General features: G+C 64.7%; 23 protein-coding genes. 5 read left to right on the forward strand and 18 right to left on the reverse strand.

Annotation, left to right across the window (positions count from 1 at the left end; translation table 11 throughout):
- Window positions 1-12: 12 nt before the first annotated feature.
- The 17 genes from QSJ18_RS18335 to QSJ18_RS18415 all read right to left on the reverse strand — a co-directional run bounded on the left by QSJ18_RS18335 (window position 13) and on the right by QSJ18_RS18415 (window position 7,753).
- On the reverse strand, window positions 13-360 hold the full coding sequence (locus QSJ18_RS18335; RefSeq protein WP_286328079.1) for a hypothetical protein: 348 nt from the start codon (window positions 358-360) through the stop codon (window positions 13-15).
- Window positions 357-1,400, reverse strand: coding sequence for a hypothetical protein (locus tag QSJ18_RS18340; protein WP_286328080.1), 1,044 nt, complete (start codon window positions 1,398-1,400; stop codon window positions 357-359). The genes QSJ18_RS18335 and QSJ18_RS18340 overlap by 4 nt, the downstream gene beginning before the upstream one ends.
- The gene (locus QSJ18_RS18345; protein WP_286328081.1) at window positions 1,397-2,560 is read right to left on the reverse strand and encodes a PD-(D/E)XK nuclease-like domain-containing protein; all 1,164 of its coding nucleotides are present in this window, start codon (window positions 2,558-2,560) and stop codon (window positions 1,397-1,399) included. The genes QSJ18_RS18340 and QSJ18_RS18345 overlap by 4 nt, the downstream gene beginning before the upstream one ends.
- Window positions 2,557-2,763 carry a hypothetical protein gene (locus QSJ18_RS18350; RefSeq protein WP_286328082.1) on the reverse strand — a complete coding sequence of 69 codons (207 nt, stop codon included), beginning with the start codon at window positions 2,761-2,763 and terminating at the stop codon, window positions 2,557-2,559. The genes QSJ18_RS18345 and QSJ18_RS18350 overlap by 4 nt, the downstream gene beginning before the upstream one ends.
- Window positions 2,760-2,942, reverse strand: a complete 183-nt coding sequence (locus QSJ18_RS18355) for a hypothetical protein (RefSeq protein ID WP_286328083.1) — start codon at window positions 2,940-2,942, stop codon at window positions 2,760-2,762. Before QSJ18_RS18355 ends, QSJ18_RS18350 begins: the two co-directional genes overlap by 4 nt.
- Window positions 2,939-3,211: a hypothetical protein gene (locus tag QSJ18_RS18360; RefSeq protein ID WP_286328084.1), complete on the reverse strand. Its 273-nt coding sequence runs from the start codon at window positions 3,209-3,211 to the stop codon at window positions 2,939-2,941. The genes QSJ18_RS18355 and QSJ18_RS18360 overlap by 4 nt, the downstream gene beginning before the upstream one ends.
- A complete protein-coding gene (locus QSJ18_RS18365; RefSeq protein WP_286328085.1) occupies window positions 3,208-3,462 on the reverse strand; it encodes a hypothetical protein in 255 nt (84 codons plus the stop codon). Before QSJ18_RS18365 ends, QSJ18_RS18360 begins: the two co-directional genes overlap by 4 nt.
- The gene (locus QSJ18_RS18370; protein WP_286328086.1) at window positions 3,459-4,169 is read right to left on the reverse strand and encodes a hypothetical protein; all 711 of its coding nucleotides are present in this window, start codon (window positions 4,167-4,169) and stop codon (window positions 3,459-3,461) included. The genes QSJ18_RS18365 and QSJ18_RS18370 overlap by 4 nt, the downstream gene beginning before the upstream one ends.
- Window positions 4,166-4,327 (reverse strand): hypothetical protein, encoded by a 162-nt coding sequence (locus QSJ18_RS18375; RefSeq protein ID WP_286328087.1) that lies wholly within the window; start codon window positions 4,325-4,327, stop codon window positions 4,166-4,168. The genes QSJ18_RS18370 and QSJ18_RS18375 overlap by 4 nt, the downstream gene beginning before the upstream one ends.
- Before the next feature lie 57 nt (window positions 4,328-4,384).
- Window positions 4,385-4,561, reverse strand: a complete 177-nt coding sequence (locus QSJ18_RS18380; protein ID WP_286328088.1) for a hypothetical protein — start codon at window positions 4,559-4,561, stop codon at window positions 4,385-4,387.
- Window positions 4,558-4,824: a hypothetical protein gene (locus QSJ18_RS18385; RefSeq protein ID WP_286328089.1), complete on the reverse strand. Its 267-nt coding sequence runs from the start codon at window positions 4,822-4,824 to the stop codon at window positions 4,558-4,560. The genes QSJ18_RS18380 and QSJ18_RS18385 overlap by 4 nt, the downstream gene beginning before the upstream one ends.
- Window positions 4,821-5,006 carry a hypothetical protein gene (locus QSJ18_RS18390; RefSeq protein ID WP_286328090.1) on the reverse strand — a complete coding sequence of 62 codons (186 nt, stop codon included), beginning with the start codon at window positions 5,004-5,006 and terminating at the stop codon, window positions 4,821-4,823. Before QSJ18_RS18390 ends, QSJ18_RS18385 begins: the two co-directional genes overlap by 4 nt.
- On the reverse strand, window positions 5,003-5,194 hold the full coding sequence (locus QSJ18_RS18395; RefSeq protein ID WP_286328091.1) for a hypothetical protein: 192 nt from the start codon (window positions 5,192-5,194) through the stop codon (window positions 5,003-5,005). Before QSJ18_RS18395 ends, QSJ18_RS18390 begins: the two co-directional genes overlap by 4 nt.
- A complete protein-coding gene (locus tag QSJ18_RS18400; RefSeq protein WP_286328092.1) occupies window positions 5,191-5,502 on the reverse strand; it encodes a hypothetical protein in 312 nt (103 codons plus the stop codon). The genes QSJ18_RS18395 and QSJ18_RS18400 overlap by 4 nt, the downstream gene beginning before the upstream one ends.
- Window positions 5,503-5,651: 149 nt before the next feature.
- Window positions 5,652-6,539, reverse strand: coding sequence for a hypothetical protein (locus QSJ18_RS18405; RefSeq protein ID WP_286328093.1), 888 nt, complete (start codon window positions 6,537-6,539; stop codon window positions 5,652-5,654).
- A gap of 8 nt (window positions 6,540-6,547) precedes the next feature.
- Complete coding sequence (locus QSJ18_RS18410; protein WP_286328094.1) at window positions 6,548-7,363, reverse strand: phage antirepressor KilAC domain-containing protein; 816 nt, start codon at window positions 7,361-7,363, stop codon at window positions 6,548-6,550.
- A gap of 57 nt (window positions 7,364-7,420) precedes the next feature.
- Window positions 7,421-7,753 (reverse strand): hypothetical protein, encoded by a 333-nt coding sequence (locus QSJ18_RS18415; protein ID WP_286328095.1) that lies wholly within the window; start codon window positions 7,751-7,753, stop codon window positions 7,421-7,423.
- A 184-nt stretch (window positions 7,754-7,937) separates the two neighbouring features.
- Here QSJ18_RS18415 and QSJ18_RS18420 point away from each other — a divergent pair, with 184 nt between their 5' ends.
- From QSJ18_RS18420 to QSJ18_RS18435, 5 genes are all read left to right on the forward strand, one after another.
- Window positions 7,938-8,513, forward strand: a complete 576-nt coding sequence (locus QSJ18_RS18420; RefSeq protein ID WP_286328096.1) for a hypothetical protein — start codon at window positions 7,938-7,940, stop codon at window positions 8,511-8,513.
- Between the two features lie 29 nt (window positions 8,514-8,542).
- Entirely contained in the window at window positions 8,543-8,938 is a 396-nt protein-coding gene (locus QSJ18_RS20255; RefSeq protein ID WP_462476117.1) for a DUF7718 family protein, read from the forward strand.
- Entirely contained in the window at window positions 8,935-9,348 is a 414-nt protein-coding gene (locus tag QSJ18_RS18425) for a hypothetical protein (RefSeq protein WP_286328097.1), read from the forward strand. Before QSJ18_RS20255 ends, QSJ18_RS18425 begins: the two co-directional genes overlap by 4 nt.
- Before the next feature lie 64 nt (window positions 9,349-9,412).
- On the forward strand, window positions 9,413-9,829 hold the full coding sequence (locus tag QSJ18_RS18430) for a hypothetical protein (RefSeq protein ID WP_286328098.1): 417 nt from the start codon (window positions 9,413-9,415) through the stop codon (window positions 9,827-9,829).
- Window positions 9,826-10,038 carry a DUF3263 domain-containing protein gene (locus QSJ18_RS18435; RefSeq protein WP_286328099.1) on the forward strand — a complete coding sequence of 71 codons (213 nt, stop codon included), beginning with the start codon at window positions 9,826-9,828 and terminating at the stop codon, window positions 10,036-10,038. The genes QSJ18_RS18430 and QSJ18_RS18435 overlap by 4 nt, the downstream gene beginning before the upstream one ends.
- Here the strand turns inward: QSJ18_RS18435 and QSJ18_RS18440 are convergent.
- Complete coding sequence (locus tag QSJ18_RS18440) at window positions 10,016-11,143, reverse strand: tyrosine-type recombinase/integrase (RefSeq protein WP_286328100.1); 1,128 nt, start codon at window positions 11,141-11,143, stop codon at window positions 10,016-10,018. The two genes, QSJ18_RS18435 and QSJ18_RS18440, sit on opposite strands and share 23 nt — an antisense overlap.
- Between the last annotated feature and the right edge of the window lie 101 nt (window positions 11,144-11,244).

Raw genomic sequence — 11,244 nt, forward strand, 5'->3', positions numbered from 1 at the left:
GGTGTACTGATGTCATTCGAACCGCCCTCCCCACACGCCGATACCGTTCGGGTCCGCGAGCATCCCCGTCGACCGCCGCCAATGCTCCACATCCCACCGTGCGATCCGGTGAGCCACCTCCCCCAGACTCATGCCACGATGCCACCCGATCGCCTCACGGATGTACTGATTCGCCACGGCGGCAGCGGGATTCATGCGCGTCACCACACCCGACGGCACCGCGACATGCACGACGCCGGCCAGGGTGCGGATCTGCGCGCGGCCCGTCGATTTCGCCTGATTCGACAGCCGCAGTTGGTCGCGGTCGAGGTGGTCATCAGGGATGCGGTAGGACGATTCGAGGGCGCTTGCGGCGATCACTGGTCGCCGCCCTTGGCCTCGGCTTCGGCGCGCGACTTGCTCAGAAACTCGATCAGTTCGGATGCCTCGGATTTCGTCAGCTCTTTCGAGCTCTTGAACTCGCGGCCGAACGTCTCGGTGAGGTAGTCGATCTTCGCGGCCCGCTCGGTGAGTCCTTCCTCGGTGAGCAGGATCGCGAGCTTGCGTGTCTGCGCGTCGGTTGCGCGCGGCTCGTCGGGAACCGTCTCGGGCTCATCGCTGGTCTCCTCCGCTTCGGCGGCCGGTTCGGGATCGGCGGTCACCTCGGCCTCGACAACGGGCTCGGCCTCGGCGACGGCCGGATTGGCTGCGGCGAGTCCCATTCGCTCACGCAGGTCGGCCACTCCGGGCGCCTGCTGCTGCACCGACGTCGAGGCGACCCGCGTCGGGGCGTCCTCGTCATTCATTTCGTCGTCGATCGCGATGCCGAGCAGGACTTCGGGCGCGAGGCGCCGGCACACCTCGGCGGCGGCCTTGGCGTAGAGCATCGCCTGCGGATCGGTGAGGTACTTCTCGTTCCCGATGAGCTTGCCGTTGCCGTTGAGCTTGTACTTACCGGTGCGCTCGTCGATTGTCGGCACATACCCAGCCCGCGTAGCTCGCTCGATGGTCCAGGTCGACATCTCCGCGGTCCCGTCCGGTGCACTGCCCATGACCGAGACAGCCTCGTCGGTGGACGACTCGGTCCAGATCTTGTAGCCGCGGCGCTTGAGCAGGGCGACCATCGTCCGCGCGTAGATGGCCGGTGAGCCGTGCACGACAAAGATCTGCTGTAGCGACTGAATCGGGGTGAGTCCCAGCTCGGCGCCGTACAGGATCGCGGCGGTCCCATCCTCCGGCTTCTGCCGATAGATCTGCGGGACCAGCTGTGTTCGGCACATCTTGTCGGCCAGCTCATACGCGGTGCCCATAGCCTGTGCGTGCTCCATGAGCTGCGCTACCGACGTCGACTGTCTCGGCTGCGCGGGCGGCAGGATCGACAGGCTGTCATTGTCGGCTTGGGTGATCTCGGTGTTGCTCATGCTGCAAGCTCGCTTTCAATTCGTGTGACGGTGGATTCGGCCGAGCGATACGCCCAGTCGGGCAGGTCGGCGCGGTGGATGATCGGCGGATAGCCAGGCCAGATGTCGGTCTCGCGACACCGGGCGTAGAGGTCGATCGCAGCCCGGTTGAGTGCCCGGCCCGCGGCGACCGCCTCGGCGGGCAGCTCGATCACCGAGCACAGATACGGGTAGCCCTTCTCGATCGCGAAGAACAGGAATTGCGCGTCGATGCCATGCGCGGCGAGGCCGTCGCGATAGAACGCCTCCTGGCAGTGATAGCCGTAGTCGACGACCGACTTCGAGAACTCACGCGGCGCGGCCGACTTGGTTGTCTTGACATCGACGACCAGCGGACCAGCCGTCATCCAGTCGGGGCGACACCGCAGGCGCACGCCGGTCTGATCGTCGTGCCAGTAGACCGACTGTTCGGGCTGACCCTCGGCGAACAGCAGCTCGCCGAGGGCGTGCGACTTGGCGGCCAAGGCGAGCGATTCGCCCGCGCGGTATGTCGACCGCAGGACGGGCACCAGCCCAGTCGCCCGCGCCGCATCCCGCTCGACCTGCGCGGCCTTAGTGCGCCAGTCCTTCGCGTCGATGATCGCGATTTGCGATCCCTCGCCGAGGATCAGCGCGTGCGCGACGTGCCCGAAGTCGTACTCGGCCTTGTCGACTCGGCGGGCGTGACGGAACTTGGCCGGGCCGCCGGGTTCGAGCAGGGTGCGCGCGCCCGACGATGACAGAGAGTGCGGGTCGCCGTGGTAGATCCCATCGGGGATGCCTGCGTAGATCCCATCAGCCTCGGGTACCTCGACCGGCATCCGACCTGCGGCGGCGAGAGCGCCGGCGAACGTCGCGCCGCCATCATCCTCGGACACGGCGATGGCATCGAACCAGGCCGCCCACGCGGCGGTGAGCGTGATGCCGATGGCGGGCAGCGCGACAGACGGCCGTGCGGTGTTGCCCTGCCATCCGCCGGGGCGTACGGCACCCGACTTTGCGAGCGCCTGCCCGATGAGCGAGTTGGGCATCTCGCCGACGAAATACGTTGCAAATCCGTCGTCGTCACGCTTGGCCTTCATGTCGCCGAACTCGGCGGCCACCGATGCGACGATCTCGGCCAGGTCAAACGCCGTGGTCATTGATTGCCCTTTCGGTTGACGTGGTCAATGCGAATGACGTTGGTGATCGGAATGGATGTCAGGCCCTCGTCGGTCAGGACGTGGACGAACTGACGCGGCAGTAGGGCGTCGGGAGGATCGGCGAGTAGTTCGCCGCCGAGGGCGGCAGGGTAGGCGCGGCCCCTCGCGTCGATGTCTTCGTAGCGGACGATGGCGGCGCTCACATGCCCACCCGCTTCGGTCCGGTGACCCGCTCGCACAGGGTGCAGACGCCGGTCGCGATGCGGACGAGTAGGCCTGGCAGCTTGCGCGCGCAGACCTCGCATTCGATGTCATCGAGGTGGGTGAGCTTTCCGAGCGGGTTGCGGTGCTCGCGGACGCGAGCCGGTGTGGTTTCGGTCATGCCGCCCTCCCACCGTCGGACTGGCCCGACTCGAGTACCGCCTTGACCCTCGCGATGGCGAGTAGCTCGACGGCCGGACCTGAGTTGCGCCAGCCCGTTTCGGCCCAGAATGTGAGACACATGAGCACCTGTGCCATCGCCTCAGGCTGTGTCTTGAATCGGTGCATGATCGCCGCGTGCATGAATGCTGGATCTTCGACGTAGTGAACTTCGTCGATGAGGTCGAGGGTTGCGTCGGCGATTGCCTGGTCGCTGCTGTAGTAGGTCATCGCCCGACCTCCCGGATCGCGTTTGCCATCTCGTCGGTGTAGAGCGGCGTGCGACCAGCTACCTCGATCGCCGCCTCACACAGCTGGTAGAGCTGCGCGCGGGACAGGTGGATGTCCGTGGAATCGTCACCGGCAGTGACGATTACAAACGTGGGGAATCCATCGACCGGCTGACCGACGGTGACATGAATGTCGCCGTGACGGGTCTCGACCGGGATCATGGGGACCTCGGACAGGCGTTGGTGGCTCATGCCGCGCCGCCCTTCTCCTTGGCCGAGATCGCGCCAATTCGCCTTGCGATCTCCTCGGGTATGCCGTCCTCGCGCAACGGCATCAGTAGCCCGATGAACGAATCGCCCGATGTGACGAGGATTGGCGCGAGCGCGCTCGACACACGCATTGCGGGCCGCGGCTTGAGTTGTGCGAACCGCCGCAGGTAGACCGGGTTCATCGACACGGCCGCATTCACGTCGGGATTCGCCGACGTCTTCTCAACGGCGCTGGCGATGGATCTGCGCCAGTCCATTGGACTGACTTCCTCGCCGACTTTCGTGTCGGCGAGCGTGATTCGACCATCAGCCGGGGTGATCTCGATGGGCATTCCGAGCGACCTCTTGAGCAGCACCGAGACCAACGGCAGATCGGCAAGTCGGATGATCGTCGCAAAGTCCGGTGCCTTATCCTCGCCGTCGACCGAGTATTCGATCTCGTTGCAGCCGAGCGTGAATCGGTCGGTGGCGAACGCGGTCAGGATGCCGTCGCGCATCTCGATCACAACGCCGTTGTTCCTCGGGAAGGTCGTGTCGGTGCTCGCGAACGGCTTTACCTTCGCGATCGCCTGGTCGAGGTAGCGAGAGGGCACGAAGATCGACGTCGCGACCTTCGGTACCGCCTTGCGGGGTGCGCGCTTCGCTGGCGCCTTCTTCGCCGGGGTGGCCGGCGTCTTGCGGGCGGTCATCGGGTCACCTCGACGATCTCGCCACGGTCGACGGCCAGGTAGTCGATGCTGGTGCATCTCGGCTCGGCCCGTACGATCTCCGCGATCACGACGACCGCTGCGACAATGCCGGTGGCGGTCATCCAGATCGCGCCGAACCAGTTGGTGATGGTGTCCATCTGTGTTGCCTTTCGGGTGATGTTTCTGCGCCGCAACCCCTTACGGCGCAGGAGGATTCAGTGGGCGTCTTCGTACTGCTCGCGGCCATCGACCGGGCCGAGCACACCGAGCGCGGTAGACAGGATCACGTCGGCATCCGGGTCGTCGGGCTCGCGACGACGACCGGCGACGAAACCGAGAATCGTGGCGAGCGCGCAGATGCCAACGAACCAAGCGGCGTCGTAGAGGGTCATGAGGCGCGCCGCATCTTCTGCAGGGTCTTCGACCTCGGACCGAGTCCGGTCGGCGAGTCCAGGTCGACCGGTGCCGGCCGATGCAGTCGCACTGCAATCTCGGCGATGTCGTCATCCGATAGCACCCAGTAGCCGCGCCCGTTGCCGCCGACGAATGTGCCTATGCCGTCAAGCTTTCCGCCACGGAGTTGACGACGCACCCATGGGAGGGAGAGCGGGTGCAGCTCGTCGGCGAGTTCGGTCAGCTTGCGTCCGATGCTCATACGATCGCCTTCTGTCTCAGGTGGTGTGGCGGGATCTCGGTCGTGTCTCCATTGGGCCAGCGGATGCGGACCATCGAGTCGCCGCACGCATGGCAGCCGCGCAGGCTCGTGATGGTGACCGGGACGAGGCGGTCGACGCGCGCGCCGACGTAGGTCGCGGGGCCAGTCGTGAGCGCCGTCATGGGATGACCTCGATTCGATCGAGAGGGACGTCGAGGTAGACCGTCGGTGCGCGGTCCCAGACCTCGGCGACGATGTCGACCTGGCCGTCGTGATATCCGCCGCGGGATCCGGGGATCGGCCAGTTAGATACCGAGGCCACCGGGTAGCGGTTGCCGTTCTCGTCGCGGTAGTAGGCGCGGGCGGTCATGCGGCATCACCGGGCTCTAAACATCGGATAGCTTGCGCAATGCTCTCGGGAAGCGCGTCAAGAGAGATGTCACGCAGTTCGGTGCGGCGATCTTCAAGTGCCGCAACGTACTCATCCCAGTGCGCGGCAATCACCTGCTGACGCGCACTCTCCTCAGCCTCCGCATTCAGCTCGCCGACTGAAGATCCGGAGAACTGGGCTGCGAGATGGTCGGCGCACACAACAGACGTGCGTTGCTTGTCGTCCCAGATCACCTGGCCGGTGTCGCGACGACGTATGTAGTTGGACTTGTGGTTGACCGTCTTCACCGACGCGACGGGAGGGCCGCATTCCAGACGGTGTCCCTTCGATGCGTGAGAGCATCGAAGGCCATCCCCCGGTTTCCATGCCTTCACATGGAGAGACTTCCCCGAGGTGGCCGATTCGTCCCGGTAACAGACCCAGTCGCCGTTCGCGCTCATGCGACACCGCCGATTCTGTAGTCAGTGACGTTGACGCCGTTCTTCTGTTTGCCCCTGACTTGCCAACCCCACCAATAGGTTCCGACGTGCTGGCCTAAGAGGGGGGCATCGGCGGTGAACGTCTTGAAGTGACCGCGCACCCGATGGAGTGACATCCGTCCCGATTCGCCAGTCGCACTCGACACTCCTCGGGCGTGCCCAGGGATGTCGATAGTCCTGTACGCGATACCTCGGTTTCGTCGGCGTTGCCGACGCCCGATCGGAACCGAGGACTCGTGCTCACCGAGTTCGACGTTCTTGCAGTTCATCAGCCCAACGGCTAGGAGCGCGGGCTTTCCGAACTGAACATGCAGCAGGTCAACGGTGTCTCTCGTCCTCGGGTCATCGCTCGGGCCCGCCCATCGGGTCTCCTGTAGTTGTACTCCCGCCTCATCGACGTGAACTACCCCAACGAATGGGAAGAAACACGCCTTACCTTCGCGGAGCATGTGGCAGGAAATGGTGAAGGTATGGGCGGTCCCCTTGGGTCGCCGAACAGGGAGAACCCGGTCGCCGATCTTGAAGTATTGATTGTCGCCCCCAGGAGCTTCGCGGAGTAGAACGGCTCGGTGAACTCCTATCTCGGTGTCCTGCCGGTGAACGAGACGGTTCCCATCGGTAAGCCAGGCGTCTGGTTGACTCCACTCCATCCAGATCGAGGGGAATGGCAGTCGAATCGGCGGGAAGTCGGATTCCCGATTCCATACCTCTTTCGGTGTCTGCCAGTACATGTCGGACGCCGAATCGGCTCGTACCTTCACGGCACCCCATGCGGTGTCGACCTCCTCCTGAAGGTCGGCGCTCATCGTGTGCCGCTTGGCAATCAGTCGATCGAGAACAGGCATCGGTTGGCTCATGCGTCGACCGCCTCGCGCACCGGATCCGCCAACGACGACTGCGCCAGCTTCTTGCGCAGGAACTCCACGCCCGCGGGTCGCACATACGTCGTCGCGGTCGGAACCGTCTGCCCGGTCTTGCGGTTGGTGTACGTCTGCGGCACCACCTTGAAGTGATGCTCGAACCGCTGATACGGCAGGTTGTTCCCCTGTAACACCCCGAGGCGTCGCAGTTCCCGCATCATCACGTTGCGACCCCAGCCGAGCACCTTCGCCGCCGCGTTGAATGTGTAGGTTCCGTCCGACTCCATCAGTTCGTCGAACGCAGCGACCTTGTGCGCGTCGCCAGCAATCTTCGCTTTGAGGGCGTCGATCTTGCGGCACTGGATCTGCAGCGCGTGCAGAACGATCTCGTCCTCCGACATGGGCAGGCGCGAATCCTGCTCGACATCGAGCAGCATGCCCCGGACCCGTCGCGCGACATCGGAGTCACGCAGCAGCATTCCGACGCGGAGGACGGCGCGACGCGGGAACAAGCTCATCGACGGCGCGGTCCGCGGCATTCCCAGCTCGTCGGGAGTCAGTGACAACCTGTCACTGACTTCGGCCCGGGTCAGGACGACGTACCCGTCCGCGTCGAACTCGTCCTTGTTGCGCAGAACGGTCTGCCGAATCACTTCTCGGGTGGTCGCGTAGAACTCGGCCACCATGTCGGCATTTGCGAGCACGTCGTCGGGCAGCGTGCGCAGCACACCCACCTTGTCGAGCACGTCGGTGCGGCCCGCGAGCTCGTCGCGCTCGCTTCTCGCCGCTGGTAAGGTCAGGTCTGACATTGAGATTCCTTCCTGTCTGGCCCGCCCGGTGTTGCTGCACCGAGGCGGGCGTTTTCGTTATGCAGGTTGCCGGTCTACGTTCCGCGTTCCGCGATACACCCGGGGCACGAAAATGGAGCCGTCGTCCATCCCGAGTGCCCTCTCGATCGCGATGGCGCGTAGTTCGTTGGTGGATCTCGTTGCCCCGTTGCAGAGCTGGCCAACCAGCTGGCGAGAGATAGAGGTCGGCACAGCACCTCGCCCCTTGCGGCGTTCCGACCGGGCGATCTTTCGGAGCTGCACGCTCGATTCGTCTGCCAGCTCCTCGTGCGTGAAGCCGGTGCGCACTAGGGCCCGCAACAGCATCTCGCGATCGCAGTCCGCGTAGAAGTCGCGCGAGGTGGCGTTCATTCATTCTCCCTTCTGTTTCGCGGTACGCGTTACACGTTACACGCCTAGCGAGAGAATGCAAGGCCGAATCTGAAAGAATGTGCCCCTGACATGGTTGACCTCGAATTACATGAATGTTGTTCCTAGCGGATGGCGCTAGTTGGCCGTTGTTCGAACACGATCGGCGAGAGGCATGGTGGGAGCCGTGAGCGAATCGAATCTGCCGCCTGAGCAGTGGCGCCCCTTGTTCGACAAGGCTGGCATCGAGTTCGGGTATCGGCCGCTCGCGACACGCGCAGGCATGACGCACACCCGCGTCCATCGGCTCATCCGAGGCGGCGGAACGACGAGCGAGGCCATTCAGCAGGTGGCCGACGCTCTGGGTGTGAGGGCATCGAAGGTGCGCGAGTTGCGTGGCGAGCCGGCGGTCGACATCGAGCCGTTCACCCTCCCTGATGACGCGGGGCGGCTGAACGACAAGGAACGCGACGTCATCCGAGCAATGGTTCGGGCGCTCCTCGATGCGAGGGAGCAGGGCAATGCAGTGGAAGCTACGACGAAACAGGATGCATCGAGCGAAGCGGACGAAGACGAGAAGACCGGCGCCGCAGTCAACCCAGACGACTTGATCGAGCCGCATCCAGGCTCAGGACTTGATGTCGACGACCCGCAGTCTGCCGTCGACCTCGCGGCCGGTGGTTGGCGACGTGGTGGTGGCGAGTCCGAGACCCGGCGGCGACGGCGGGAGCAGGACGAGGCAGCCGAGCGGGGTGATGTGTGACGCGGCGCAGGCAACAGTCTCAGCGCGCAGTGAAGCGCGCCCAAGCACGGGCGGCGGCTCAACTCGACTCCTCGCAGGGCTCGTACCAGCCACCAGCGCGGGAGGGTTGCCGCCAACGGCAATGGGAGACACCACATGACGACGCCAATACCATCCGCGTACGGGTGATCACATGGCGTGACGGAAATGTACTCGTTGACTTCGTCGTCATCATCGAGCGACTTGGGCCGCAGGGATGGGATGAGGTCGAGCGGTTCGATTGTTGCCACGGGCATTGCCACCTACACGCCGATGGGCGACACTCGTCCCAGTCGATCTATCAACTGGACAGCGTTGCCGACGTCCAGCAAGCATTCTGTCGAGCCTCCAGCGAAGCCACAGAGCGCGCGCGTATCATCCGGGACAAAGGGAGTGTGATTTCGTGAACAGTCGGCAGGAAGAGCTCGATCAGTTTCGCCACGAAGTGAACTGCAACCTCGCGTTCGGCGCTGTACATGACATGGAACTCGTCACCAACGACCAGGGCGACTGCCCGGTGGTAGTAGCCCTCGATGATGAGCCGCTGTCGGTCATCCTCGGCCGCGTCCGAGCCGTGGGTGGATACGGCACTGTGTTCTCGCGGAGTGCCGACTGTAACGTTCGCACCGTATCTCTGATTCACACTGCATGCAGCCTGTCTGCGGACCCAGACGTGTTGGCACCCGGGCCTGACTCATGCTTCGGCATGTTCCTCGACTACGTCGCGATGCATCCCGAAGGGGTTGCCATCCCGGCGGCATTCGACAGCCCCGCAAAGGCTCAGGATGCGCGCGCAGTGGAGTTGTCACACGCCTGAATGACACCCACGTAATTCCTGGTCAGAGCGCTTTCTGTCGGTGCCGTGCCATACGGTGCGGCGCATGTACAACCCGTGGCGCGAAGCGCGGAAGCGGACCCATCTGCTCATCACCCTGGCCGAGCTGCCCGACGATCACCGCGGGTGCCTGACCGGCAATCACGTCGTCGTCGGCGCCGACGATCCGCAGGCATCGCGCCGCTGCACCATCGCTCACGAGCTCGTCCACGACGAGCGCCGTATCTTCCCCGTCGACCGCGTGCTGCGGGCTCGGGAGGAGCTGCGCGTCGAGCGGATCGCCGCGCGTCGGCTGATCGAGCTACACCGGCTGGTCGACGTCCTGCTGTGGACGCGGCGCACCGACGAGGTCGCCGAGGAGCTGTGGGTCGACGTGCCCATGCTGACCACACTCGTCCAGTCGCTCACCGACCGCGAGCGCTCCTGGATCGACCGTCAGCTACAGGAGCGGGGCGTCTCGTGACCGACGTCGAGAAGCGCATGATCGACGTTGCGGGCCAGCATTGGCGCTACGCGGGCAGCCTCGACGCCGCGGTGCGCGACGAGTTCGGGATCTCGACCACCCGGTACTGGCAGCTCGTGAACCGGCTCCTCGACCGCGAGGACGCGCTGGCCTACTCCCCCGTCACCGTGAACCGGCTGCGGCGACTCAGACGAACATGTCGTCGATAGCCGCTGCGGCCTGAGCGAAGCTCGACCGGTCGAGGTGGCTGTAGACGTCGGCGGTGATCTTGATCGACTCATGGCCGAGGTGCCGGGAGACGACGAGCATGTGCGTCCCCTTCGCGATCATCCACGACGCGCAGGTGTGCCGGAGGTCGTGCGGCGAGGCGTGCCAGGTGAGCGTGCCCATCGCGCGCTTCCACCCGCCGTCGTAGTAGCGGGAGTAGGTGACCCGCGCGCCGTCGCGATTGGTGAACAGTAGCGACTTCTTCGGCCGCGACAGGTCGAGTTCGTCGAGGATCGACTTCGGCACGTTGATGGTTCGGCGGCCGGCCTTCGACTTCGGGTAGCTGAGCCGTTCCTCGGTGGTGCCCGTCCACTTCCATGCCTTCGAGATGCGTACGACGCCCGCGGTGGAGTCGACGTCGCCGACGGTGAGCGCGGTCGCCTCACTGAATCTCATGCCGGTAGCGACGAGCCAGCGCGTCAGCGGGCGCCACTGCGCCGGCATCGCGGCTTCGAGCTCGCTGTACATCTCCTGCGACATGAAGACGGGGTCGTCGACCGGGGTCTTCTCGGGTAGGCGCGTGTGGTCACAGGGATTGGTGTCGATCTTGCCGTCACGGACCGCGCGGGCGAGGGCGGCCGACAGTAGGCCGTGCTTGTTGGCGATGGTCTTGCCCGTATTGGTGACGGTCTTGATGATGGTGCCGCCGCCGCGCTTGGGTACCTCGACCTGGTGGGAGGTGAGCCACTGGATCCACGTCGAGATGGTGACCTCGGTGATGGCGGCGGTCGGAAGGTCGGCGATCGTGGAGAATGCATCGCCCTCAACCCAGGAGCGATAGCGCTTGATGGTGCCCGGCTCGACGCCGGTAAGCGCGTCGATGTGGGCGGTGATGGTGTCGGACAGCGATTCGCTGTCGCGGCCCGCGTCGGTGACGCCGAGGATCTCCATCGCGGCATCGTGGCCGAAGCGCTCGACGTTGATCCGGTGGCGCTCAGCAGCCTCGGGCGCGGTGAAGGTGAGCGTCTTCTGCTTGCCCCTGTGGCGCCAATGCACCTTGTAGCCGACCGAGTCGTCGCGGTAGTGAATCGTGTGCATGGATGCCATCGCATGACCTCCTGAGGGAGATGGTCATAGCGATTCTACCAGCGGTGTTTCCTGAAAGTGTTTCCTCGTAACACTCCCAATCCGCTGACCTGCGGTTATTG

The sequence above is a fragment of the Gordonia heveisoli genome (genome assembly GCF_030315745.1).
Lineage (GTDB): Bacteria > Actinomycetota > Actinomycetes > Mycobacteriales > Mycobacteriaceae > Gordonia.